The following is a 25490-nucleotide window of genomic DNA, read 5'->3' on the forward strand; positions in this document are numbered from 1 at the left end:
GGACGGCGGGGAGGTGACGGAGGCGGTGCGGGCGGGGTCGCTCAGCCGCTGGTCCGCAGCAGGGCGATCCGGGAGCGGGTCAGCAGCGCGGCCAGCGCCACCGCGACGAGCGGCAGCACCACCAGGGTGATTCCCATGGTCATCCACGGGAAGACCACCACCGTCCGGTCGACGGCCTCCTCCGGGCCCATCCCCGGGTACGGGGTGGCCACCCCCTCCACCTTGCGCAGGGCCACCGCGGGCACCACCCCGCAGATCGTCCCCAGCACCGCGCCCATCGCCGCGATCACCCCGCACTGGAAGCCGGAGAGCGTCCGGCGGATCCGCGGGGCCGCGCCGACCGCCGCCAGCGTGGTGAGGTCACGTTGGGAGTCGGCCGCCGCCAGGCCGGTGGCGATGCCGGCCGCGCCGAGCGCGACCAGTGCGGCGAACCCGGTGAGCGCCAGGGTGGCCAGGTCGCCCTGGGCCCGGTAGCCGCGCTCGACCTCGAACTGGACGCCCTCGCTGATCCGGTCCACGGCGGCCAGGGTCTTCTGCTCGGACGCGTCGCCCGGCCGCTTCTCCGGGAGCCAGACCGAGCCGGCGTCGGTGCTGGTCAGGCCGAGCCGCTGGACCACCTGCGGAGCGATCACGGCCCGGCTCCAGGTGACCGGCAGCGGCACGGTCACCAGCACGGCGTCCACGGTGACCTGGTGGACGGCCGGCCGGTGCGAGGGGCCCCCGCCGTCGGTCGGCCGGCCGGCGATCGGCAGGCCGGCCGCGGGCGCGGCGGACGAGGACGCGGACGCGGACGCGGACGCGGACGGCGACACGGACGTGGACGGGCCCGCCGACGGGGTCGCGCCCGGGGACTGCGTGGCCGACGGAGCCGCGGACGACGGCGCCGCGGACGGGCCGGCCGACTCGTCCTGGTACGGCTCGGTCAGATCCAGCGTGATCTTGCCGTCCTTGAGGTACTTCGGGTCGAAGACCAGCGCCTTGCCCGCCGCCAGGGCCTGCTCGGCGGCCTGTTCGTGGATCCCGAAGTAGTTGTGCAGCAGCGTGCTGTCACCCACCTGGAGCGACCCGAACGCCCCGCCCCGGAAGCTCGTGGCGTCCTGCTTGCAGCGCGGGTCCTTGCGCAGTTCCCGGAACTGCTCCGGCGTGCTCGCGGGCGCCGCGTAGAGGTCGTCGGCCGGGCAGCGGCGCTCCTTGGGCGTCGACACGTCGACGTTGCCGCAGCCGCCCTTCATGGCCGCCTGGCAGTCGCCCATGTAGTTGACCCGCTGGACGTCGGCCCGCGGCCCGAGCGCGCCGAGGTTGTGGTCGACGGCCGTCCGCAGCTGGGGCAGCAGCTTGCCGTCGCCGGCCGGCCCCCAGCCGCCGGCCAGCGTGACCGCCCCGGCCGGCGCCGAGGCGACGTACTCCCGCCGGTTCTGCTCGTCGCTGCTCGCCGAGTAGACGCCGACCGCCACCGACCCGGCCACCGCCGCCATCACGGCGGCCACGGCGGGCGCGGTCCGGCCGCGGTGGCGCACCGAGTCGCGCAGCGCGAGCCGCGGCCCGAGCGGCAGCCGGCCGCCGAGCCGGCCGAAGAGGCCGACCAGCATCGGGGCGAGGGCGACCATGCCGAGTTCGGCGATCATCGAGCCGCCGAGCACGGCCAGGCTGCGGCTGCCGACGCCGGCCGTCGATCCGAGCAGGGCCAGCGCGGCGCCGCCCGCCAGCATCAGCAGGCCGAGCGCCGCCAGCCGCTTGCTCGGCGGCTTGACCGAGCCGCGGCCGGTGAGCGCCGAGACCACGTCCTGCCGGGAGGCCTGGACGGCCGGCACGACCGCGGCGAGCAGCCCGGTGACCAGCCCGATGCCCATCACCCCGAGCAGGTCGAGCGGTTGGAGGTCGAAGTGCCCGAAACGCTCCCCGGCGTACTGCTCCGCCCACGGGCGCAGCGCGGCGACCAGGCCGACGGCGACCACCAGACCGGCCGCGGCGCCGGTGACGCCGAGGACGACACCGCCGCCCAGCACCACCGAGCGGATGTGCGCGCGCTCACCGCCGCCGGCCGCGAGCAGGCCGAGCTGCCGCCGGGAGCGCCTGGCCCCGACGGCGAAGGCGGGGCCCGCGAGCAGCACGATCTCCAGCAGTGCCATGCCCGCGACGGTGGCCAGGATGACCACGGCCGTCCGGTCGAAGTAGTTGCCCGAGCCGGCGCCGCGCCGGTCCAGCTCGACGTAGTAGGGCACCTCGGAGCGGGGCGGCTGGTCCAGCAGGACGCTGCGCGAGGCGGCCGTGAAGCCGTACTTGTTGAGCTCCATGACCTTCGGCCAGTCGAGCACCGCGCCCTGCGGCAGCTTCACCAACCAGTGCTGGTCCGGCTCGACGGCGCCGCTCCTGGTGTTCTGGCGGGTGCCGGGCACGGCGGCCAGCGGTGCCACCAGCTCGCCGGGGCGGCCGATCAGGACGGCGCTGTGCAGCTCGCCCGGGTACTCGACGGCGGCGGTGATGGTGTACGGCGTCTGTTCCAGCCCGCGCGGGCTGGTGCGGTCGCCGATCTTCAGGTGCGCGCGGTCCAGGAAGTCGCGGGTCGCCGCGATCTCGTGGGAGGCGGCGGGCACCCGGCCCTCCAGCACGGTGACCCGGCCCCGCCAGACCGGGTCGGCCAGGTCGGCCTCGCCGGTCTGCACCTGGAGCAGGCCCTCGGCGCTGGTGGTGGAGGTGAACGGGCCTTCGGTGACCGGGATCAAGGTGCTGCCGGCCGGCAGCAGCTCGCGGACCAGGGTGGCGGGCAGGGTCTCCAGACTGCGCTTCTGCTCCGCGGTGGGCTGCTTGCCCTGCTCCGGTCCGTCCGACGAGCTGCCGTCGCGGGGGTCGGGCGCCTGGAGCACCGTCGTGCCGGCGCCGGACAGCCGGATCTCGGCGTCGGCCCGGCCCATGGTGCGGACCACCTGCTCCACCGGGTCCAGCTGGCTGCTGCGAAAGACGATGTCGGCCCCGGCCACGCCGAGGACGGGCAGGGCGACCATCGCGACGACCAGGGCGCTGCGGCCCTTGGCGCGCAGGGCGTCGCGGCGGGCGATGCGCAGGGCCACCCGCCAGGCGGTGAGCTTCACTCTTGCACCGGGCCCTTCACGCTGTTGGTCGCGGCGGAGACCAGCAGGCTGGCGGCGTCCTGGCTGACGCTCTCGTCGACCATCCGGCCGTCCCGCAGGAAGACCACGCGGTCGGCCCAGGCGGCGTGCCGGGCCTCGTGGGTGACCATCATGGCGGCGGCGCCGGCGTCGCAGCGGGCCCGCAGCACACTGAGCACCGACTCGCCGGTGGTGGAGTCGAGGGCGCCGGTGGGCTCGTCGGCGAGGACGAGGCGGCGGTCGCCGATCAGCGCGCGGGCGATCGCGACCCGCTGCTGCTGGCCGCCGGACATGTCGTCGGGGAAGCGGTCGGCGAGCTCCGGGATGCCGAGCTCCTCCAGGGCGGCGAGCGCCTCGCGGCGGGCCGCCCGGCCGGAGACGCCGTCCAGTTCGCGGGGCAGCGAGATGTTCTCGGCGGCGGTCAGCGCGGGTATCAGGTTGTAGTCCTGGAAGACGTAGCCGATGGAGCGGCGGCGCACCCGGGCGAGGTCCTTGCGGGAGAGCCCGCCGAGGGCGACGCCCTCGACCAGCACCTGGCCGCCGGTCGGGGTGTCCAGGCCGCCGGCCAGGGTGAGCAGGGTGGACTTGCCGGAGCCGGAGGGCCCCATCACGGCGACGAACTCGCCGGGGTGCACCTTGAGGTCGACCCCGCGCAGGGCCTGGACCTCGGAGGCCCCCTGCCCGTGCACCCGGGTGACGTGGTCCAGGTGGAGCACCGCTCCCGTCGTGTTCCTGGTCGGATCGCTCACTGTTTCCCCCTCGTGGGTCGGGCTGTGGGTACGGGCTCGGGTTCGAGCCGGTGGGAGCGCGCCGGCCAGGTGTGGCCGGGCCGCGGCTCGTGACGTCGGGTGGCCGCGGGCGCCGGTCGGCTCCGCGGGCCGCGGCGGGGCGGCAGGTCGGCGGAGGTCGGGGCGGCCCGGCGGGCGGGCGGAAGGGCGACGGGCTCGGCCCGGTGCGCGGGCGGCCGGTGCCCGGCGCGGCGGTCGCGGTCGGGGCGCCCGGAGGCAGGGCCGGGGCACCGGTGGCCGGTCCGGTGGTGGTGTCGGTCCCGGTGTCGGTCCGGGCGGTGGTGTCGGTTCGGGGTGGGGCGGGGTCAGCCTCTGAAGACCCGTCGACCGGTGCGGGCCGGCGGGGCCTCCTTGGCCGGCTCCGGCCCGGTGCGGGGTTCGTCGGGCGCCGGCCGCGCGGCGCGGGCCTCGGCGTGCTGGGCGAGGCGGGTCTCGCAGTGGTCGAGCCAGCGCACCTCGGCCTCGGCCTGGAAGATCAGCTGGTCGAGGACGAGCAGCCAGGCGAGGTCGGAGCCGTCGTCACGGCCGGCCTTCGGCCCGCTCTCGCCGGCCAGTGCGCGGCCCTTGAGGCGGGTGTAGTCCTGGAGTGCCTTGATGCTGTGCCGACGCTGGCTCTGGACGACGGCGGGCACGTCCACCCCCGGGACGGTCACCGCCATGGCCAGCTTGATCGCCAGTTCGTCGCGGGGCGGGTTGGTCCGGGGCACCGGGGTGTCGAACCAGTTGCGCAGTTCCGCGCGTCCCTCCTCGGTGACGGCGTAGAACTGGTGGCCCTCCTCGTCCTCTCCGGCGGGTACCACCAGGCCGTCGCGTTCCAGACGTCCGAGCGTGGTGTAGACCTGCCCGACGTTGAGCGGCCAGGTCGATCCGGTACGGGCCTCGAACTCGGCGCGCAGCTGGTAGCCGTAGCGGGGGCCTTGGTCGAGCAGGGCCAGCAGACCGTGACGAATGGACATACCGAGTATGTATACCCGGTATGCCCTTCGCACTCAAGCCGCGCCCGCGCCCTCTCCCCGCCGCCCGCACGTCCCGCACGTCCCCGCCGCCGGCCCGCCCCCGGCTCGTCGCCGGCCGATCGCCCTCCCGTCGCCCGCCGATTCCCGGCCCGGCGCGCCGACCCGGTAGCGTCGTGCGGTGTGAGCCAGTTGCGCATCGCCACCTTCAACCTGTTGCACGGTCAGCCGCTGGCCCCCGACGGCAGCCCGCTGGACCTCCCGTCCGCGGCCGGCGACCCGCTCGCCGAGGCGATCGCCGGCCTGGACGCCGACGTGCTGGCGATCCAGGAGGTGGACCGCCACCAGGAGCGGTCCGGCCTGATCGACCAGGCCGCCGTCGCCGCCAAGGCGATGGGCGCCGCCGACTGGCGCTTCGCCGCCGCCCTGCACGGCCACCCGGCGCCGGTGGCCGGCTGGGTGCAGGACCGCACGGTCAGCGGCCTGCAGGTGTACGGCCCCACCGAGGTCGGCACCGCCACCGACCTGCCCTCGTACGGCACGGCGCTGCTCACCCGGCTGCCGGTGCACCACTGGCGGGCCCGCCGGTTCGCGCCGGCGCCGTTCGGTCTGCCGCTGCGGGTGGCCGGCCGGCGCGGGCTCACCCCCGTGCCGGACGAGCCGCGGGCGGCGCTGGCCGCCGTACTGGAGGGCGAGCGCGGACCGTTCACCGTGGTCGCCGCGCACCTGTCCTTCGTGCCGGGCTGGAACATGGCCCAGCTGGCCGGCATCCGCAGGTGGATCGCCGACCTGCCGCAGCCCTACCTGGTGCTGGGGGACTTCAACCTGATCGGCGCGGTGCCCCGCACCGTGCTCGGCGGGGCCACCGCGCTGGAACGCTCCGGCCCGCGCCGGATGCGCGAGCTGCGGGCCGCCCGCCGGGCCGGGGCGGCCCTCGCGGAGCCGCGCCGACGCCGGGTGCGCGAGCCGCGGGCCCGGCTGCAGGGCTGGCACGACCTGGCCAGGATCCCCACCTACCCCTCGCACCGGCCGGCCGTGCAGTTCGACCACGTGCTCGCCGTCGGGGTGCCGCGCGGCGCCGTCGGGGCCTCCCTGGCGCCGCGCACCGCGGTCTCCGACCACCGGCCGCTGGTGGTGGAGGTCGGGCTCTGAGGCCCCGTCCGGGCCCTCCTGGCCGTCCGTCTAGTAGTGCGTCAACTGGCCGTTCTGGTGCGGCAGCACCGTGGCGGGGGTGAGCGGGTCGTACTGCAGCAGGAGCATCGCGGCGTCGTCGCCGAGCTGCCGGCCGACATGGCGGACCACGTCCTCGTGCACCCGGTGCAGCACCTCGGCCGGGTGGCCCAGGGCGTGCGCCGGCAGGCGCTCGGCGAGCGGGTAGAAGGCGCCGGCGCGGTCCCGGGCCTCGACCACGCCGTCGGTGAAGAGCAGGACCCGGTCGCCGGGGCTCAGCCGGACCCGCTGCACCGGCGGGCAGACGTCCGCCGGGTCGAGGACGCCGAGCGGCGGGACGGTCTCGTCCAGCCCCAGCACCCGGACGCCCTCGCCCTCCCGCAGCAGCAGCGGCGAGGGGTGTCCGCAGTTGGCGATCTCCGCGGTGCCGTCCGGCCCGACCCCGATCAGCACGAGTGTGACGAACTCCTCCTCCACCCCGGTGTGGTCGTTCTCGTGCAGGGCCCGGTCGAGGCTGACGGCCAGCCAGCCGGCCACCTTGTCCAGCGCGGGCTCCTGGTGCGCGGCCTCCCGGAAGGCGCCGAGCACGGCGGCGGCGGTCTCGACCGCGTTCAGACCCTTGCCGCGGACGTCGCCGACCACCGCCCGGACGCCGTGCCGGGTGTTGACCAGCTCGTAGAGGTCGCCACCGATCCGGGCCTGCGCGGCGGCGGCCGCGTAGTGCACGGCCGCCCGGACGCTGCCGACCCGGTCCGGGACCGGCCGCAGCAGCACCCGGCGGGCGACCTCGGCCACCAGCTGGGCGTCGGCCAGGGCCTTCTCCTGACGCAGGCGCAGGGTGGCGCTGACCCAGCCGATGGCGGCGACCAGGACGATGGCGAAGACGGTGGCGCTGTGCACGGACTCCCCGAGCGAGTCGCTGGAGAGGGCCATCAGGAAGGCCGCCGCCTCGGTGCAGAGCCCGATCAGCAGCGGGTACCAGGTGCGGCGACTGACCACGGCGGCCAGCGCGGGGACTGCGGTGAGGGCCGGTTCGACCGTCACCCCGGTGTCGGTGAAGTAGTTGAGGGCGACCACCAGCGCCATGCCGATGAACGGCAGCGCGAGTGCCGTCCTCGGCCAGGTGCCGGTACCGCCCGGAGCGGCCCCCGGGGTCGGCCCCGCGAAGCGCTCTCTGATCCATCCGGTCGCGCTCAACTTCGGTCTCTCCAGCAGAAGGTGCGGGCGCCCCGAGGGTTGCCTGCGGTGATGACTGAGGGTCAGGAGGAAGGGGCCTTGCTGGCGGCCGGAGTACGAGGTGACCGGTTACCGACCCCACAATAGGCGCGAAACGCGCATGGAGCACAGGTTTCGCGTGATCGCGTGACGACTTGGAAGCTCTCTGTGACTCATTCTTCACTGTTCCCGATCAGGAGCCGTTCCAACTCTTTTCGACCAGGAAGTCCTGCCGGTTGTTCGATCCGACCGCTGCGGACGTACAGGAACGAAGCCGTGACCTGCTCCGGCGGGACACCGGCCTGTTCGGCCCAGGCCACCCGGTAGACCGCCAGTTGCAACGGGTCGGCAGTCTCCTCCCGATTGGTCTTCCAGTCCACCACTTCGTAGCGTGACGCTCCCGCCGCTCCTGACTCACTGTCATCAGTGCGGTACACCGCGTCGATCCGGCCGCGCACCACCCGGCCCGCCAGCACCAGCTGGAACGGCGCCTCGACCCGGTGCGGGGTCCGGTGCGCGTACGGGGTGCGCAGGAACGCCTCCTTGAGCAGCTCCAGGTCGCGTTCGTCCTCGATGCCGTCGTCGTCCGTGCCCGGCAGGGCGTCCGGCTCGACCAGCAGCAGCGGCTCGATCCTCGCCTGCACCCAGGCGTGGAAGCGCGTCCCGCGGCGGGCGGCCGGCTGCGGCGGCCGGGGCATCGGGCGGGCGAGGTCCCGGGCGAAGCCGTCCGGGTCGGCGGCCAGCCGCATCAGCTGGGTGGCGGACAGGGCCGCGGGCAGCGGCACGTCGCGGACGCTGCGCCGGGAGCGTTCCAACTCGCCCAGCAGGGCGTCCAGGTCGCGGTCCCAGGAGTCGGTACGGCGCTGGTCCTCGACGGCCATCCGCTCGGGCCCGGGCGGCGGCTGCCCGGCGAGCCGGCGGCGCACCACGTCGGCGACCCGGCGCCGGGCGTGCTGCGCGTCCGGGTCGAGCGGCAGCGGCCAGGGCCGCTCCACCGCGTCGGCCAGCGCCGGGTTCTCGGCGTCCTTGGGCGGCGCCTCGGCCCAGTGCTCGATCTCGCCGTTGCCCGGCCGCTCGCAGTGCGCGCGGACGTCCAGCAGGAACTCGGAGGGGCCGCGCGGCCGCTTCTGGCTCGGCCCCCACCAGTGCCCGGAGGCCAGCAGCAGGCTCCGCGGGCGGGTGAACGCCACGTAGCCCAGGCGCAGTTCCTCGGTCGCGGCATGCGCCGACATGGCGTTCTTGAAGGCGGTCATGGTCCGGCCGGTCCAGTCGCCCCGGACGTCGGGCAGGGTGGCGGCGTCCCCGCGCAGCGCGTGCGGCAGCACCCGCTTGGTGCTGGTCCAGCGCTCGCGGGCGGTCGAGGACGGGAAGCTGCCCTTGACCAGTCCGGGCACCGCGACCACGTCCCACTCCAGCCCCTTGGACTTGTGGGCGGTGAGCACCTTCACGGTGTCCTCGCCGCCGGGCAGGCTGCTGTCCAGGCCGCGCTCGTACTCCTGGGCAGCCCGCAGGAACCCCAGGAAGGCCGCGAGACCAGGGTCCCCGTCGAGGTCGGCGAAGCCGGCCGCGACGTCCAGGAAGGCGTGCAGCGTCTCGCGGCGCCGGGCGGCCAGCGCCAGCGGCGACGCGGCGAGCTCCACCTCCAGGCCGGTGACGGTCAGCACCCGGTGCAGGACGTCCATCAGCGGGTCGGCCAGCGAGCGGCGCAGCTCGCGGACCTCCCGGGCGAGGCGGGCGAAGCGGACCCGCGCCTCGGGCGAGAACGCCAGGTCGTCGGGCTGTTCGGCGTCCAGGAAGGTCTCCAGCGCGTCGGCCAGCGAGACCACCTCGGTCGGATCGGTGTCGGCGACGGCCGCCGCCAGCGCGTCCACCCCCGCCGGGCGGGCGGTGCGGACCAGGTCGGCCGCGCGGCGCCCGAGCAGCGCCAGATCGCGCGGGCCGATCCGCCAGCGCGGGCCGATCAGCAGCCGGACCAGCGCGGCGTTGGCCGTCGGGTCCTGCAGCACCTCGCAGACCGCGACCAGGTCGGCGACCTCCGGCAGTTGCAGCAGCCCGCCGAGGCCCACCACCTCCACCGGGACCTCGCGCGCCACCAGCGCGGCATGGATGTCGGGGAAGGCCGCCCCGCCCCGGCAGAGCACCGCGATCCGCCCCGGCGCGGTGCCGGTGCGCACCAGGTGGGCGACGGAGTCCGCCAGCCAGTCGATCTCCTCGGCGTGGGTGGGCAGCAGCGCCGCCCGGACGAAGCCGTCCTGATCGGCGCCGGGCGCGGGGCGCAGCGCCTCGACCCCCTCGTGCATGGCCCGCAGCGGCGCGGCCAGCTCGTTGGCGAAGGCCAGCAGCCGGCCTCCGCTGCGGCGGTTCTCGCTGAGCGAGTAGCGGGCGGCGGGGGCGCCGTCGCGCCGGGGGAAGTGCACGGGGAAGTCGTCCAGGTTCGCCACCGAGGCGCCGCGCCAGCCGTAGATCGCCTGGCAGGGGTCGCCGACCGCGGTGACCGGGTGGCCGCCCTCGCCGGGGACGCTCCCGGGCCCGCGGCCGAAGAGCCCGGCCAGCATCAGGCGCTGGGCCACCGAGGTGTCCTGGTACTCGTCGAGCAGGACCACCTTGTACTGCCCGCGCAGCACCGCCCCCACCTCGGGCCGCTGCTGGGCGAGCCGGGCGGCGGCGGCTATCTGGTCGCCGAAGTCCATCAGGCCGGCGGAGCGCTTGCGGCGCCGGTACTCCTCGACCAGCCGCAGCAGCTCCTGCCGGGCCCGGGCGGCCACCGGCACGGCCCGCAGGTCGTCGTTGGTGAGCCTGACCCCGGCCAGGGTGTCGAGCAGCGCGGCGTCCCAGGCACGCAGCTCCTCGGGTTCGGTGAGGTGCTCGGCCAGCTCGCCGTCCAGTGCGATCAGGTCGGCGACCAGCGCGGAGAAGGTGCCGGTCAGCGATGGGAACGGGCCGCGCTCGGCGCGCAGCACCTTGGCGGCCAGCTGGAACCGGGTGGCGTCGGCGAGCAGCCGGACCTCCGGCTCGATGCCGATCCGCAGCCCGTGCTCCTTGAGCAGCCGCCCGGCGAACGCGTGGTACGTGGAGATCTCGGGCAGTCCCAGCGGCTCCTCGCCGGGGCCGCCGACCTCGTCCGGCTCCAGGATGCGGGCGCTGTACAGGGCCGTCCGGACCCGCTCGGACAGCTCGCCGGCCGCCTTGTTGGTGAAGGTGAGACCGAGCACCTCCTCCGGCCGGACCGCGCCCGAACCGACCAGCCAGACCACCCGGGCCGCCATCACCGTGGTCTTGCCGGAACCCGCGCCGGCCACGATCACGGCCGGCTCCAGCGGCGCGCCGAGGGCCCGCATCTGCTCCGGGTTGAAGGGGATGCCGAGCAGCTCCTTGAGCTGGTCGGGGTGGTCGAGCACGGCATTCACCCCCCCACGCTAACCGGCGCCACGGACAGCGGGCGCCGCCCGCCGGGCCCCGCCCGCCGAGGGCGGGTGACCCGGCCGGATGCGGGCCGCCCCGGCCCGGCTACTCGATCAGCTGCGCGCCGTCCCGCTGCGCCGAGCAGCTGCGGCGGAAGGAGCAGCGGTCGCAGCCGGTGCCGGTGGCGGGCACGAAGCGTTCGGCGAGGACCCGGCCGGCGGCGTCGGCCAGCAGGTTCTCGATCCACGGTTCGCCGTCCGGGGGCGCCTGCTGCTGGACCTTGGGACCGTCCGGCAGGGCCTTGTCGGCCGCCCGCAGGTGCACCAGCTCGGCGCCGCCGGGCATCGGCACGCCCGTCTCGAAGCCGGGCAGCTCGTTCAGCGCGCCCGCCCGCACCGCCAGCTGGTAGACGGCGAGCTGCTTGTGCTCGGGCAGCGACTTCTCGGTGGGGATCTGCTTGCCGGTCTTGAAGTCGACGACGTACGCGCGCCCGGCGGCGTCCTTCTCGACCCGGTCCATCGAGCCGCGGATCTGCACCGCGATGCCGCCCACGTCCAGGGTGACGTCGAAGCCGTGCTCGGTGGCGACCGTACTGCGGCCGCGCTCCAGGACGTGCCAGTTCAGGAAGCGCTCCAGGGCGGCCCGGGCCTCGTGCTTCTCCTGGTGGGACTTCCAGGGGGCGTCGAAGGCGAGCGCGTCCCAGACCGTGTCCAGCCGCTCCATCAGCACGGCGAGGTCGGCGGGGGTGCGGCCGGAGCCGACCTCGTCGGTGAGCGCGTGCACCACGTTGCCGAAGCCCTGGGCGGCGGAGCTGGTGGTGCGCGCCTGGACCTCCTTGTCCAGGAACCACTGCAGGGAGCAGTTCTCCAGCTGCTCCAGGCCGCTGCCGGAGAGCCGCACCGGTACGTCGGGCCGGCGCAGCGGGTCAGGGGCGGCGGTGGCGTCGTCCAGGCCCCACCAGCGGTCGGGGTGCGCCACCGGCACCAGCGGCAGGCCGTCCTCGTCGGCCGCGGCGGCCAGCCTGGCGAGCCGCTCGGCGGCGGCCCGGCGCAGCTCCGGGGAGCGGTGCGGGTCGACGGTCACCGCGCGCAGTTCGGCGACCAGCGCGGGCACCGACAGCGGGCGGCGCGGGCGGTGGGTGATGTCCTCCACCACGACCTGCGGGGTGCGGCGCAGCACCCGGCCGGTCCTGGGGTCCAGCTCCTCGCGGTACAGCTCGCGCAGGAACCGGGACGGTTCGTCGCCGTCCTCGGCGGGCGCCTTGACGGCGGTGACGATCAGCCGCTCCTTGGCCCTGGTCGCGGCCACGTAGAAGAGCCGGCGCTCCTCGCCGAGCAGGGCGGCCGGGGAGAGCGGCTCGGCGAGGCCGTCGCGGCCGATCCGGTCGGCCTCCAGCAGCGAGCCGCGGCGGCGCAGGTCGGGCCAGAGGCCGTCCTGGACGCCGGCCACCACGACCACCCGCCACTCCAGGCCCTTGGACCGGTGTGCCGTCATCAGCCGGACGGCGTCGGGCCGCACCGCGCGGACGGTCAGCGTGTCGGCGGCGATGTCCTGCGCCTCCAGCTCGGCGAGCAGGTCGAGGGCGCTGCGGTGGCCGGTGACCTGCTCCTCGGCGCGGGCGGCGGTCTCGAACAGGGCGCAGAGCGCGTCCAGGTCGCGGTCGGCGTTGCGACCGCCGGCGCCGCCGCGCAGGGCGGCGCGCTCCAGCCGCTCCCGCCAGCGGCGGCTGCCGTCCCAGAGCGCCCAGAGCGCCTCCTTGGCGGTGCCGCCGCCGGCCAGCAGCTCGCGGACCTTGCGCAGCAGCATGCCGAGGTCGCGGGCCCGCCGGGCGTACGAGGGGTCCATCGCGACCAGGCGCTCGGGCTCGGCCAGTGCCTCGCGGATCAGCTCCTCGGCGGAGCGGACGGTGGCGCCCGCCGGGCGGACGGGCGCGCCCTGCCCGTCCGGTCCGTCCTGCCCGGCCCGCTCGGCCTGGCGCAGCACCTGCCGCTCCTCCTCACGCAGGGCGCGGCCGAGCCGGCGCAGGTCGGAGCCGTCCATGCCGCCGAGCGGGCCGGTGAGCAGGGTGCGGGCGAGGTCGGCGGTGAGCGGACCGTCGGCGGCGGGCCCCCGCCCGTCCTCCTCCGCGTCCGCGGGGCCGTCCGCGGGGCCGTCCGCGGGCTCTTCCACGGCCTCGACCGCGTCGGGGAACCGGCGGCCGGGCCGGTCCAGGGCCGCCTGCTCCGCGCAGACCCGCAGGGCGAGCAGCAGCGGCGTCACCGCCGGCTCCTCGCGCAGCGGCACATCGTCACCGTCGATCTCCAGCGGTACGCCGGCCGCGCTCAGGGCCCGCCGGACCCCGGGGATCGAGCGGCCGCCGGCCCGGACCAGCACCGCCATCTCGCCCCACGGCACGCCGTCCTCCAGGTGCGCGCGGCGCAGCAGGTCGGCGACGCTGTCCAGCTCGGTGCCGGGGGTGGCGTAGGTGTACACCTCCACCCGGCCGCCCTCGCGGGAGGGCAGCAGGGCCCGGTGCTGGGCGAGCTTGTCGGCGGGCAGCCGGCCCATCGGCATCCGGCGGGCCAGCTCCCGGGAGGCGGCCAGCAGCACCGCGCCGGAGCGCCGGGAGACCCGCAGCACCAGGACGTCGGCCGGGTCGCCGTCGGCCTTCGGGAAGGCCTGCGGGAAGTCGAGGATGCCGTTGATGTCGGCGCCGCGGAAGGCGTAGATCGACTGGTCCGGGTCGCCGACCGCGACCAGGTCGCGGCCGCCGCCCGCCAGCTGCCGCAGCAGCCGCACCTGGGACGGGTCGGTGTCCTGGTACTCGTCGACGAACACCACGTCGTAGCGCCGGCGCAGCTCGTCCCCCACCTCGGGGCGCTCGGCGAGCAGGACCGCCCGGTGCACCAGCTCGGCGTAGTCGAGCACGCCGCGCAGGTCCAGGACGTCCAGGTAGTCGGCCAGGAAGTGGGCGGCTGCGGCCCAGTCCGGGCGCTGCACCCCGTCCGCGAAGCGCTTCAGCTCGGCCTCGCCGAGACCGAGCTCACGGCTGCGGGCGAGCACGGCACGGACCTCGTCGGCGAAGCCGCGGGTGGTCAGGCAGGCCCGCAGGTCAAGCGGCCAGCTGATCCGGCCGGCGCCGAGCCGGGCGTCCTCGGCGCCGCCGGCCAGCAGCTCGCGGACCATCACGTCCTGCTCGGGGCCGGAGAGCAGGCGCAGCGGCTCCGCGTAGGCCTCGGGGTCCTGGTGGGAGCGGAGGAGGGCGTAGCAGAAGGAGTGGAACGTGGTCGCCTGCGGCGACCGGAGCGCAGACGCCTGCGGCGACCGGAGCACAGGGTCCTGCGGCGACCGGAGCACAGGCTCCTGCGCAGCCTGGGGGCCGGCGGCCTCGGGTGCCTGCCGTGCCGCCGGCACGGTCGCCTGCGGGGCGGCCGCGGCGGCGCCGATCCGGGCGGACATCCGGTCGCGGAGTTCCATGGCGGCCTTGCGACTGAAGGTCAGCACCAGGATCCGGTCGGGGTCGGTGCCCTGCTCGATCCGCCGGGCGACCGCCTCGACCAGGGTGGTGGTCTTGCCCGTCCCCGGCCCCGCGAGCACCAGCAGCGGGCCGCCGGCATGCTCGACCACCGCCTGCTGGTACGGGTCCAGCACAGGCGGGGCGGGCTGCGCGAGCGGGCTGCGCACCAAACGGTAGGGGGAGGTCACGAACGTCCTGGGGTCGGGCTGCGGTCGGGCTGCGGTCGGGCTGCGGATCAAGCGGCGGCGGGCCTGCGGGCACGGTGCGGTCGGCCGTCGGGGGCCGGCCGGTCCTGCCCGCGGGCGACAGCGGGACGGGCCCGCCGGGGGCCCGCCCGTATCGAGCCTACGATCCTGCCCCGTCATTCCCGACCACGCACCCGGTTCGCCGAAGGTGGGGGCGCACTGGCCGGCGGGTGCGCCTGGTCACACGAATGCCGGGGCGCGACGGGGCGAAGACTCTCCGTCGTGGCCCTCGTCGCTGTCGTCCTACCGCCCGTCCCAGCGGGCCAGCTTCAGATCGACCCTGGGCAGGTCCTCGGCCGCCCGCGACCCCCGGGCCGGCCCCCGCCCGGCGGTGCTGCGCAGCGGGGTCCCCTCCTCCCGGTAGCGGGCCAGCGCGCGCTGCTCGTGGCCGGGCAGCAGGGCGCCGTCCGCGCGGATCACCCGCCACCACGGCACCGCGCCGCCGTACAGCGCCATCACCCGGCCGACCTGCCGGGGGCCGCCCTCGCCCAGGTACTCGGCGACGTCCCCGTAGGTCATCACCCGGCCCGGCGGGATCCGCTCGGTAAGATCGAGGACCAACTCCGCGAACGGGGGCAGCGCGCCCTCGCCGTCGTGCCTCCCGCTGTCCGTCATCTGCGGCATTCTTCCCCATCCGGGCGATTCGCGGGCCTCGTGAGGGGTATTCGCCGCGCCCGATCCGGCCCCTGTCCAGCGCCGGACGCCACGGCATGCCACCATCTTCGGGGCGGTGAGTCGTGATACGAGGACAAGACCAGATGACGGGGACGGCAGACGTGGGCGTGGACGAGGACTCCGACGAGTCCGCCGCCGACATGTCCGCAGGCCACGGCGACGGGTCGGCCGCCACGCCGGAAGTGTCCCTGATCAAGGACGGTCGGTTCAAGACCCCGCGGCCGCCGAAATCCGCCGGCGCCGCGGTGCCCTCGCCGGCGGTGCCCGAACCCGGGCCGGCCGACCTCCCGCCGCCGATCGAACTGCCGGACCTGGAGGCGGAGCCCACCCAGCCGCTCCCCGAGCCCGAACCCCGGCCGGAGCCGGAGCAGGAGCCGAAGCAGGGTGCCCAGGGCCCGCTGACCGACCCGCTCGACGAAGCCCCCCACCTGGACGTCGACGAGCCGCTGCTGGCCGCCCGCGCCCACCGCCCCTCCGACCTGATCCGCTTCCTGGCCGGCGTGTTCGGGATCGTCGCACTGTTCGTCCTGGCCAGCGTCGCGACCTCGACCACCAGCGGGATCGAGATCGACATCAGCTCCAACGCGGAGCGGATCTCCCCCGTCCTGTCCACCATCGCCGGGCTGGTCTCCAGCGTCGCGGTGCTGGCCGTCCCGCTGGCCTTCGCGGTGGAGCGCCTGATCAAACGCGACGGCCTGCGGGTCGCCGACGGCGTGCTCGCCTCCGTCCTCGCGTACGGGGTGTCGCTCGGCATCGACTGGTGGGTGGCCGAGGGCGCCTCGGAGACCATCCGGGACGCACTGACCCGGCTGCCGACCGACAGCGCGGGCACCCTCACCGACCCGGTGCACGGCTACCTCGCACCGGTCATCGCCTATATGACGGCGGTCGGCATGTCGAGCCGCCCGCGCTGGCGGGTGGCCCTGTGGGTGGTGGTCATCCTCAGCGGCGCCACCGAGCTGATCAGCGGTTACACCACACCGCTCTCGCTGCTGCTGACCGTCCTGATCGGCTGGTCCGTCGCCTACGGCACGCTCTACGCGATCGGCTCGCCGAACATCCGCCCGACCGGCCAGCACCTGATGATCGGCCTGCGCAAGGTCGGCTTCACCCCGGCCAGCGCGCACCGGGCCCCCGACGCCCCCGGCGGCACCCGCCGCTACCACGTGACCCAGCAGACCGGCCCCCCGCTGGACGTGCACATCGTCGACCGGGAGCAGCAGGCCTCGGGCTTCTTCTACCGCGCCTGGCGCCGGCTGCGGCTGCGCTCGGTGGCCGTCCGGCGCAGCCCGCAGTCGCTGCGCCAGGCCCTGGAGCAGGAGGCGCTGATCGCGTACGCGGCGGCCGCCTCCGGTGCCCAGGCCCCCCAGTTGGTGGCCACCTCCGAGCTCGGGCCGGACGCCGCCATCCTGGTCTACGAGAACGTCGAGGGCCGGCCGCTGGACGACCTGGCGGACGAGGAGATCACCGACCAGGTGATGGCCTCCCTCTGGGAGTCGGTCGCCGCCCTGCACGAGCGCCGGATCGCCCACCGCCGGCTCACCGGCGAGTCGCTGCTGGTGGTGGACGACAAGACGGCCTGCCTGGTCAACCTCTCCGGCGGCGACATCGCGGCGAGCGACCTGACCCTGCGCATCGACGTCGCCCAGCTGGTCACCACCTTCGCTCTGCGGATCGGCCCGGAGCGGGCGGTCAGCGTCGCCAACCACGTGCTCGGGCCGGAGCGGGTGGCGGCCGCGCTGCCGCTGCTCCAGCCGGTCGGCATGAGCCGCTCCACCCGGGTCGACCTCAAGCGCCTCAGCAAGGAGCGCAAGGCCGCCGCCCAGGCCCGCGCCCTGGAGCAGGTCGCCGCCGGGGAGCGCACCCAGCAGCAGGCCGAGGAGGACATCGCGGTGGCCGGCGAGGACCTCCTCAGCCGGATCCGCGGGCAGATTCTGCAGATCGCCCCCGAGGCACCGATGGAGCCGGCCAAGCTGGAGCGGCTGAAGCCGAAGACCCTGATCATGGTCATCGCGCTCACCTTCGCCGCCTACCTGGCGCTGACCACCATCAAGCCCGCGCAGCTCAAGCTCTCCCAGATGAACTGGGCCTGGGCGGCGCTGGCCCTGGCGGCCGCCGCCTTCAGCTACATCGCCGCCTCGATGAGCCTGACCGGCTTCGTACCCGAGCGGCTGCCGTTCCGGCGGACGGTCGCGGCCCAGGTCGCCGGCTCCTTCGTGAAACTGGTGGCGCCCGCCGCGATCGGCGGCATCGCGCTGAACACCCGCTACCTGCAGAAGTCCGGCATCCGGCCGGGCCAGGCGGTGGCGAGCGTCGGCGCCTCCCAGCTGGCCGGCCTGGCCGGGCACCTGCTGCTGCTGTTCAGCTTCGGTCTGATCACCGGCAGCCAGACCAACGGCGACCTCAGCGCCTCCCGCGCGGTCATCATCGGTGTGCTGGCGGCCGCCGTGCTGGCCCTGGTGGTGGCCGCCGTCGGCCCGCTGCGGCGCTTCGTGGTGACCAGGGTCCGCTCGCTGTTCTTCGGGGTCGTCCCGCGGATGCTCGACCTGATGCAGACCCCGACCAAGCTGCTCACCGGCTTCGGCGGCATCCTGCTGCTGACCATGAGCTTCACCGCCTGCCTGGACGCCTCGGTGCAGGCCTTCGGCGGGGACATCAGCTTCTCCGCGGTGGCCGTGGTGTTCCTGACCGCCAACGCGGCCGGGTCCGCCATTCCCACCCCGGGCGGGATCGGCCCGGTGGAGTTCGCGCTGATCGGTGCGCTGACGGTGGCCGGGGTCCCGCCGGCGGTGGCCACCCCGGCCGTCTTCCTCTACCGGGCGCTGACCTTCTGGCTGCCGGTGCTGCCGGGCTGGATCGCCTACAACGTCCTGCAGCGCAAGGGCTCGCTCTAGCCAGGGCCCCCAGCGGGTACCGGCCCCGCCGCGGCGGCGCCGGGCAACGCGGAGGGGCCGCCGCCTCCTGAAGCTTCAGGAGGCGGCGGCCCCTCCGGACCTTCGCGGAGCCTGACCCCGGCCGGGGTCGCAGGGGCCTAGTAGGCCGGCTTGTGCGGCTCGATCTGGCTGACCCAGCCGAGGATGCCGCCACCGAGGTGGACGGCGTCCGAGAAGCCCGCGGACTTCAGCACGGCCAGCACCTCGGCCGAGCGGACGCCCGACTTGCAGTGCAGCACGATCTTCTTGTCCTGCGGGAGCGTCTCCAGGGCGTTGCCCATGAGGAACTCGTTCTTCGGGATCAGCACCGCGCCGGGGATGTTGACGATCTCGTACTCGCCGGGCTCGCGGACGTCGATCAGGAGGATGTCCTCCTTGTCGTCCTGCCACTGCTTGAGCTGCTTCGAGGTGATGGTCGAGCCCGCGGCGGCGGCCTGGGCCTCGTCCGACACGACGCCGCAGAAGGCCTCGTAGTCGATCAGCTCGGTGACGGTGGGGTTCTCACCGCAGAGCGCGCAGTCCGGGTCCTTGCGGACCTTGACCTGGCGGTAGTTCATCTCCAGGGCGTCGTAGATCATCAGCCGGCCGACCAGCGGCTCGCCGACACCGGCGAGCAGCTTGATCGCCTCGGTGACCTGGATCGAGCCGATGGAGGCGCAGAGCACGCCCAGCACGCCGCCCTCGGAGCAGGACGGGACCATGCCGGCCGGCGGGGCCTCCGGGTAGAGGCAGCGGTAGCAGGGGCCGTGCTCGGCCCAGAACACGCTGGCCTGGCCGTCGAAGCGGTAGATCGAGCCCCAGACGTACGGCTTGCCGAGCAGCACCGCGGCGTCGTTCACCAGGTAGCGGGTGGCGAAGTTGTCGGTGCCGTCCACGATCAGGTCGTAGCCGGAGAAGATCTCCATCACGTTGGAGTTGTCGAGGCGGTCCTCGTGGAGGATCACGTTGACGTAGGGGTTGATCTCCAGCACGGACTCCCGCGCGGACTCACCCTTGGAACGGCCGATGTCGGACTGACCGTGGATGATCTGGCGCTGCAGGTTGGACTCGTCGACGACGTCGAACTCGACGATGCCGAGCGTGCCCACACCGGCCGCGGCCAGGTACATCAGCGCGGGGGATCCGAGGCCGCCGGCGCCGACACACAGCACCTTGGCGTTCTTCAGCCGCTTCTGCCCGGCCATGCCCACGTCGGGGATGATCAGGTGGCGGGAGTACCTGCGGACCTCGTCGACGGTGAGCTCGGCGGCCGGCTCGACCAGGGGTGGCAGCGACACGGTGACTCCGATGGTCGTCAGTTCAGGTTCGGCCGCGCCGCCCGGATGGATCCGGCGCCGTCGAACGGTGGCATTGCTAGGCCAACAGTGTCATGCCACCTCTGTATTCCGAGACAGCTCGTCCGATGGGCGAGACGGTGCGCACCGGATCGTGGGACCCGCCCCCGGCCGGCCGTCCGCGGACCTACCGGCCGTGGGCCCGGAGCGCCGCCGGCCCGGGCCCCCGACCGTCGGGGGCCCGGGGGCCGGGCCGGGGCGGGGGCCCGCGACCTGCCCAGCCCCACCCCGGGCCTGCCCCGGAGCAGCCACGGAACAGCCACGGAACAGGCTCAGACCCGGCAGGCGGTCTCCAGCCAGATGTCGCCCAGCGACTCCTCCAGCGGAACCTGTGTCCGCCAGCCGAGACGGTCCCTGGCCGTCCGGACGTCCGCCTGCCGCCACGGCACCGGCTCCGCGGCCGGCGAGCGTCCGTCGACCGACCGGCCCTCGGCGGCGCGGGACTCCGCCGTACGGTGGCCGGCCAGGTGGTGCGCCAACGGGTGCAGCAGATGGTCGGCGGCGCCCGCCGACTGCGCCGGAAGCAGCGCCGGCCGGCTCTCCTCGGCCACCGTGCCCTCGAACCCGGCCGTCCGGACCAGCATCTGGGCGGCGTCCCTGGCCCGGACGGCGTGCCCGCTGCCGATGTTGATCACGCCGGTGGCCGCCGAGACCGCCGCCGACTGGATCGCCCGCGCGACGTCCCGGACGTCGACGAAATCCCGGTATCCGGACAGGTCCGGCATCCGCACCACCGACTCGTCCCGCTCCAGCGCCCGGCGCAGCCCCTCCGAGAGCCGACCGAAGAGGGAGGCCGTGGGCGCGCCCGGGCCCACCACGTCGAAGACCCGCAGCACGGTGGCGTCCAGCCCGGAGGCCAGCACCAGCTCCGTCCCGGCGAGCTTGGACACCCCGTACGGGCCGACCGGGCGCGGCTCGGCGCTCTCCGCGATCGGGATCCCGCCCGGCACCGGACCGTACTCGGCGGCCGAGCCGACATGGACCAGCCGGGCCGGCTCCCGGCTGCGCCGGATCGCCTCGCAGACGGTGGCGACGGCCAGCGTGTTCGACCTGATCAGCACCCGGGAGCTGCCGTAGGTCGCCCCGGCGCAGTTGATCACCACCTGCGGAGCCACCGCGTCGAGGAACCTGGCCAGCGCACCCGGGCTCCCCGTGGTCAGGTCGAAGCGGATGTCGGCGGAGTCACGCCGGCCGAGCACCGTCACCTGCAACTCCTGGTCCACGAGCAGACGATCGGTGACCCGACGGCCGATAAAGCCGTCGGCGCCCAGCAGCAGCACCCTCATCGGGGGGCGTCCTTCCACGAAGCAAGGTCTTGGACGACCTGGCGGATCAGATAAAAATTCGGAAGTGAGATCAGGATGGGTCTGCGGGAGCCACAGCAGTGCGCCCTCGGACCCGGGGCCGGACGCGTACCGGCCCGGCGGGCCGTGACCACCGGCCCCGCGGGAAGCAAACGACCACCGCTCGCCGCGGCGGACGGACCCGGCCCTCGGGCAGCCCGTCCGTCCGGACGGCGGCACGCCCCGCGGGCTCCCGGCAGCAGCTGCCCGCAGCGACTGCCGGCCGGCACCTGGCCGGCTCAGCGGTACGAGCCCGGCCGTCCCAGCACCACCCAGGCGTACGGCAGCAGCACGGCCACGGCGGGCCCGCTGCCGAGCAGCAGCGCACCGGCCGGGCCGTGCTCCGCGAGCAACGGCCAGCCGAGGCCCGGCCGGACTTGGAGCAGCAGCAAGGTCGCCCCGGCGGAGCCCGCCGCGAGGGCGGCGGCCGCCGCTCCGGCCCGGCCGCAGTGCAGCAGCAGCACGGCGAGCAGGAGGAGCAGCCCCTGGCCGCCCTGGGCCGCCCACTGGACCGCGTCCGCGCGGTGCGCCACGGCGTGCAGCAGCCCGCCGCCCGGCGGGCCGGGCCGGGGCGCGACGGCGGTGAGCACCGCGAGGGCGGCGAAGGTCAGCACGGCCAGCACCGCCAGGTGCAGGCCGACCGCCACCGGCAGCACCGGGCGCAGCCGGGAGCGGAAGTCGGTGATCGTGGCGGCCGTCCGCAGGTGTATCCGGCCGACGTGCCGGAACCAGCGGGCGGACCACTCGGCCGCACCCAGCGCCGCCCCGGCCGCGACCACCATCGCGGCCTGGGCCGGGCCGGCCCCGGCCGCGAGGGGCAGCAGCAGGGTGGCGGCGGCCGCCAGGCCGTAGCCGAGCACGGCCGGCCGCGGGCGCCGCCGTCCGGGCCGCGCCGGACCGGCGCTCCACGGGCTGACGCTCCACGGGCCGGGCCGGCCCGCCAGCTGTTCCGGTCGCTCGGGGGCCTCGGGATGCCCGGTCTCCGGGCCGGCGTTCGGCCCGGAGCCGGTCGCCGGATGCACGGCCGACCCCGACCCGGTCAGCGCGTGCACGGCGGCGGCCGCCAGCCAGCCGCCCGCCGCCAGCACCGCCAGCAGGCCGAGGGCCCCCGGCGGTCCCGGGCGTGCGCCCCGGACGGCCGCCAGGGCCGCGCAGGGAAGCGCCGAGGCCAGGGCCGTCCACAGAGCCGCGCCGGAGCGCCGCCGCCAGGACTCCCCCGGCTCGGCGGCCCCCGGATCGGGCGGGCGGCGCGGCACCCGGGCGTACAACTCCTCGGCCAGCGAGAAGACGTCCGCGTGCCGGTAGCGGGCCGCCGCGCCCGGGCCGAGGCCGGCCTCCTCCAGGACCGCCGCGATCTCCAGCGGGTCGACCGCCTGCTCGCACAGGGCGCGGTGGCGCGCCATCAGTTCACGTACCGGGTCGCCGACCGCGCCCCGCGATCCGGCCGGCTCCGGATCGTCCTCCCCGGGGCCGAGCGCGTCCACGGGCACCAGGCCCGACGGCGTCCCGACCGGCGACGACTCCCCGGCCGGCGGCCCGCCCGGCAGCGGGCCGCCCGATAACGGACCGCCCGATAACGGACCGCCCGCAGGCAATCCGTCCGACGACGGGCCGTCCGGCAGGTACCGGCCCGGGCGCCGGACACCGGGCACCCGCCCGGCCGGTGCCCGGCGGGCCGCCGCCGGGGTGGCCCCGCGCGCTGGATCCCGGCCGGCCATCAGACCACCTCCGCCAACGCTTCCGGCTTGGCCTCCGGCTCGGCGCCGGTCCCGGCCTCGCTCCGGGTCGGCCGCTGCCCGCCGCCCGTCCCGTCGGCGGCCGGGGCGCGGCCTGCCGGCCCGGCGGCCATCCAGTACTCGGCCGGCCGGGCGAACGGCCGCAGCCGCTGCCCCGAGGCGCCGCTCCGGCCGTCCGGATAGGCCGGCCAGTTCGAGACCAGCTCCAGGTAGATGTCGCGGAAGGCGGTGACCACCGGCTCCACGGCGAAGCGTTCCTGCGCGCGCAGCCTGCCCGAGAGCCCCAGGCGCGAGCGGCGTTCCTCGTCCCTCAACAGGGCCAGGCAGGCGCCTGCCAGTGCCTGCGGATCCCTCGGCGGCACCAGGAGGCCGGTCGGCCCGACCACCTCACGGGCCACCCCGGTGTCGGTCGAGACCACCGCGCGGCCGCTCAGCATCGCGTCCGCGAGCAGCAGCGGGCCCCGCTGGACCAGTGCCGTGAAGACCACCACCGTGCCGCTGCGCCAGGCCTCGGCGGCGGAGGCCGGCCGGCCGGCGAACTCCACCGACCCGGTCAGGCCGAGCCGCCCGGCCAGCGCCTCGCAGTGCGCGAGGTAGTCCGGCGCGGCCTCCTCGCCGTGGATCAGCAGCCGGGCCGCGGGCAGCTCCGCGTGGATCCGGGCGAAGGCGTGCAGCATCAGGGCAGGGTCGCGCCCGGGCTCCAGCGGGCCGACCCACACCACCGTGGGCGCCGTCGGCTCCGGGCCGGCGGCCGGCCGGGCCACCGCCGGGGTGCCCTCGTGGACGACCCTGGTGCGGGCCGGGTCGGCGCCGACCCGGCGCTGCCACTGCTGGTCGTGGGCGCTGCCCGGGGTGAGGAGGGCGGCCTGCCGGTAGGTCTCCTCGGTGAGCAGCCGGAAGAAGGTGAGCAGCAGGGCGCGGACCGGCCAGCGGTAGGGCGCCTCGCGGTAGCCGGCGTACTGCTCGCGCAGGTGCAGGCCGTGTTCGGTGACCACGAACGGCACCCCGTGCAGCTGCTTCGCGGCGAGCGCGGGCAGGGCCGCGGGGCCGGTGCCGATCACGTGGCAGACGTCCGCGGCGCCGAGGCCGCCGGGCCCGGTGCCGTACCAGGGCGCGGACAGCGGCCGCAGGCACTGCTCCAGCAGGTCGGCGGCGACCAGGACGTCCCTGACCATCGGCTGTCCGGCCGCGGTGTCGGCGCCGGGCGATCTCCAGGCGCGCTCCAGGACCCGCTGGGCCTGCCCGGAGGCGAGGAAGGCGGGCAGGCCGCCGTCCGCCCGGGCCAGCTCGGCCAGCCGGTACAGGCCGGGGCCGAAGGAGCCGCGCTCGCGCGGCATCACCAGGGCCCGGACCAGCTGCTCGTACGCCCGCTGGTACTGCCGCCGGCGCAGGGCGACGGGCCCGCGCCCGGCGGGCCGCACGCCCCACATCGGCAGTTCGTGCACGGCGTCGAAGCGCCCCTGGACGCCGCCCGGCCCGTCGCCCGCCGTGCCCCGGCCGGCCGGGCCGGCCAGCACGTACAGCTCGAACTCGTGCTCGCGCAGGCCCTCGGCCAGCCGGGCACTCCAGCCCGGGCCGCCACGCTGTGCGTACGGCCGGGCGCCCTCGGTGAGCAGTGCGATGCGCACGAAGACCTCCAGAGCAGAGCGGATCAACGGATTGCTTCAGCAGTCGAGGAGCTGAGGAGCCGGATCGGCCGGCGACACCGCCGTCCCGGAGGGGCACCGCTCATGGGCGGCCCGGACGTGCCGCCCGACAGGCCGCACGCCGGCCCGCCGGGCCCCCCTCTCGCAGCCGCCCCTTCGGGCACCCCGGCGGCTGCTGCTCCCCCACACCTGTTCGGTCCGACATCAAAAAGGTAGGACGGACCGCCGACAATCCATCGGCCGCCTGCCCGGTTGCCACCTGAACGAGTGAACGGGCGTGACCAACCCTGATCCGGGGCGTTAGGAGCCCACGTTTTCCACGCCCCCGTCGGCGGCCCCGTCGGCCTCCCCGGCCCCGGCCACGTCCCCGACGGCGACCCCGTCGAGGAGTCCGGCCCGCTCGCCGGTGGCTGCCGCCGGGCCCGGGGGCACCTGCGCGAGCAGCTCGCGGACGGCCCGGGCCACCTGCGCCGGGAACTCCATCATCGCCACGTGCCCCGACTCCGGCAGCACCAGCAGCCGGGCGTCGACGAAGGCGGCACAGGCCCGCCGGGCCGAGCGGTACGAGACCAGCTTGTCCTTGAGCCCGTACACCAGCAGCACCGGCACCCGGACCTGCTCCGCCTGCCGCCACAGCGACTGCTCGCCGCGCTCGGTGTACGCCGAGACGATCCCGCGGGCCGAGCCGACCAGCACCTGCATCGCGTACGGCAGTCCCGTCCGGCGGCGGTACTCGGCGACGGCGGCGGCCCGCCGGGCCTCCGACACCGAGGCGACGTCGCCGTACACCAGCCGCAGCAGGCCCTCGGTGGCGTCCTCGACGCTGCGACCGTTCGCCGGCATCCGCCGCATCAGGGCGGGCACCCCGGGCACCGCGAGCAGGCCGGTCGGCCAGGCGGTGCGCTGCGGCGGCAGCTCGGGCAGCGCCGGGGAGATCAGTGTCAGGCTGAGCACCAGGTCGGGCCGCAGGGCGGCGAGACGGACGGCGACGGCGCCGCCGAGCGAGTTGCCGAACAGGTGCACCGGGCCCCGGCCGGACGCCTCCAGGTACCCGATCACGGCCCTGACGTGCCCGGACAGCGACAGGTTGCCGTCCGCGGGCGGGGCCGAGCGGCCGAAGCCGGGCAGGTCCACGGCTTCGCCGGCGACCAGGTCGGAGAGCTCGTCCATCAGCTCGGTCCAGTTGTCGGACGCGCCGCCGAGCCCGTGCACGAACAGCGCCGGCGGCAGCTGCGCGCCACCTCGCGGCCCGGTCTCCACCGGCCCGCTCACGGCCAGTACCGCCCCGGGGATCTCGACCGTCCGGATCTCCGCGCCCGCACGCGTCCCGCCCTCGGCCATCGGCTCCACCTGCTGCTCAGCGCTCATGGAGGACGATGGTAGTGAGCCCCGGGAAGGAAATCCCAGGCCTCGGGAAGGTACCGTTCCGGGACCGCACCGCTGCCAA

General features: G+C 75.6%; 14 protein-coding genes. 2 read left to right on the top strand and 12 right to left on the bottom strand.

Annotated elements, in window-relative coordinates; translation table 11 throughout:
• Window positions 1–41 precede the first annotated feature (41 nt).
• The 3 genes from OG689_RS16740 to OG689_RS16750 all read right to left on the bottom strand — a co-directional run bounded on the left by OG689_RS16740 (window position 42) and on the right by OG689_RS16750 (window position 4851).
• Complete coding sequence (locus tag OG689_RS16740) at window positions 42–3089, bottom strand: FtsX-like permease family protein (protein WP_266321270.1); 3048 nt, start codon at window positions 3087–3089, stop codon at window positions 42–44.
• Window positions 3086–3856 carry an ABC transporter ATP-binding protein gene (locus tag OG689_RS16745; RefSeq protein WP_266321272.1) on the bottom strand — a complete coding sequence of 257 codons (771 nt, stop codon included), beginning with the start codon at window positions 3854–3856 and terminating at the stop codon, window positions 3086–3088. Before OG689_RS16745 ends, OG689_RS16740 begins: the two co-directional genes overlap by 4 nt.
• A gap of 344 nt (window positions 3857–4200) precedes the next feature.
• Window positions 4201–4851 carry a PadR family transcriptional regulator gene (locus tag OG689_RS16750; protein WP_266321274.1) on the bottom strand — a complete coding sequence of 217 codons (651 nt, stop codon included), beginning with the start codon at window positions 4849–4851 and terminating at the stop codon, window positions 4201–4203.
• 180 nt (window positions 4852–5031) lie between these two features.
• Here OG689_RS16750 and OG689_RS16755 point away from each other — a divergent pair, with 180 nt between their 5' ends.
• Window positions 5032–6000 (top strand): endonuclease/exonuclease/phosphatase family protein, encoded by a 969-nt coding sequence (locus tag OG689_RS16755; protein WP_266321276.1) that lies wholly within the window; start codon window positions 5032–5034, stop codon window positions 5998–6000.
• A gap of 30 nt (window positions 6001–6030) precedes the next feature.
• On the opposite strand, the gene OG689_RS16760 is transcribed toward OG689_RS16755, so the two are convergent.
• From OG689_RS16760 to OG689_RS16775, 4 genes are all read right to left on the bottom strand, one after another.
• On the bottom strand, window positions 6031–7215 hold the full coding sequence (locus tag OG689_RS16760; protein WP_266321278.1) for a PP2C family protein-serine/threonine phosphatase: 1185 nt from the start codon (window positions 7213–7215) through the stop codon (window positions 6031–6033).
• Window positions 7216–7406: 191 nt separating this feature from the next.
• Window positions 7407–10640 (bottom strand): ATP-dependent DNA helicase, encoded by a 3234-nt coding sequence (locus OG689_RS16765; RefSeq protein ID WP_266321280.1) that lies wholly within the window; start codon window positions 10638–10640, stop codon window positions 7407–7409.
• A 100-nt stretch (window positions 10641–10740) separates the two neighbouring features.
• On the bottom strand, window positions 10741–14319 hold the full coding sequence (locus tag OG689_RS16770) for an ATP-dependent DNA helicase (protein WP_266321282.1): 3579 nt from the start codon (window positions 14317–14319) through the stop codon (window positions 10741–10743).
• A gap of 300 nt (window positions 14320–14619) precedes the next feature.
• Complete coding sequence (locus OG689_RS16775) at window positions 14620–14991, bottom strand: MGMT family protein (protein ID WP_323189300.1); 372 nt, start codon at window positions 14989–14991, stop codon at window positions 14620–14622.
• A gap of 143 nt (window positions 14992–15134) precedes the next feature.
• Here OG689_RS16775 and OG689_RS16780 point away from each other — a divergent pair, with 143 nt between their 5' ends.
• The gene (locus OG689_RS16780) at window positions 15135–17945 is read left to right on the top strand and encodes a lysylphosphatidylglycerol synthase transmembrane domain-containing protein (protein WP_266321284.1); all 2811 of its coding nucleotides are present in this window, start codon (window positions 15135–15137) and stop codon (window positions 17943–17945) included.
• Between the two features lie 137 nt (window positions 17946–18082).
• Here OG689_RS16780 and moeZ read toward each other — a convergent pair whose 3' ends face one another.
• The 5 genes from moeZ to OG689_RS16805 form a co-directional block, all read right to left on the bottom strand.
• Complete coding sequence (moeZ, locus tag OG689_RS16785; RefSeq protein ID WP_266321285.1) at window positions 18083–19261, bottom strand: adenylyltransferase/sulfurtransferase MoeZ; 1179 nt, start codon at window positions 19259–19261, stop codon at window positions 18083–18085.
• Window positions 19262–19590: 329 nt separating this feature from the next.
• Entirely contained in the window at window positions 19591–20604 is a 1014-nt protein-coding gene (locus OG689_RS16790; protein ID WP_266321286.1) for an NAD-dependent epimerase/dehydratase family protein, read from the bottom strand.
• 296 nt (window positions 20605–20900) lie between these two features.
• Complete coding sequence (locus tag OG689_RS16795; protein WP_266321287.1) at window positions 20901–22145, bottom strand: hypothetical protein; 1245 nt, start codon at window positions 22143–22145, stop codon at window positions 20901–20903.
• 233 nt (window positions 22146–22378) lie between these two features.
• A complete protein-coding gene (locus OG689_RS16800) occupies window positions 22379–24025 on the bottom strand; it encodes a DUF3492 domain-containing protein (RefSeq protein WP_266321288.1) in 1647 nt (548 codons plus the stop codon).
• Window positions 24026–24343: 318 nt separating this feature from the next.
• Window positions 24344–25411: an alpha/beta fold hydrolase gene (locus OG689_RS16805; protein ID WP_266321289.1), complete on the bottom strand. Its 1068-nt coding sequence runs from the start codon at window positions 25409–25411 to the stop codon at window positions 24344–24346.
• Between the last annotated feature and the right edge of the window lie 79 nt (window positions 25412–25490).

Origin of the sequence: Kitasatospora sp. NBC_00240 (assembly GCF_026342405.1) — a bacterium.
Lineage (GTDB): Bacteria > Actinomycetota > Actinomycetes > Streptomycetales > Streptomycetaceae > Kitasatospora.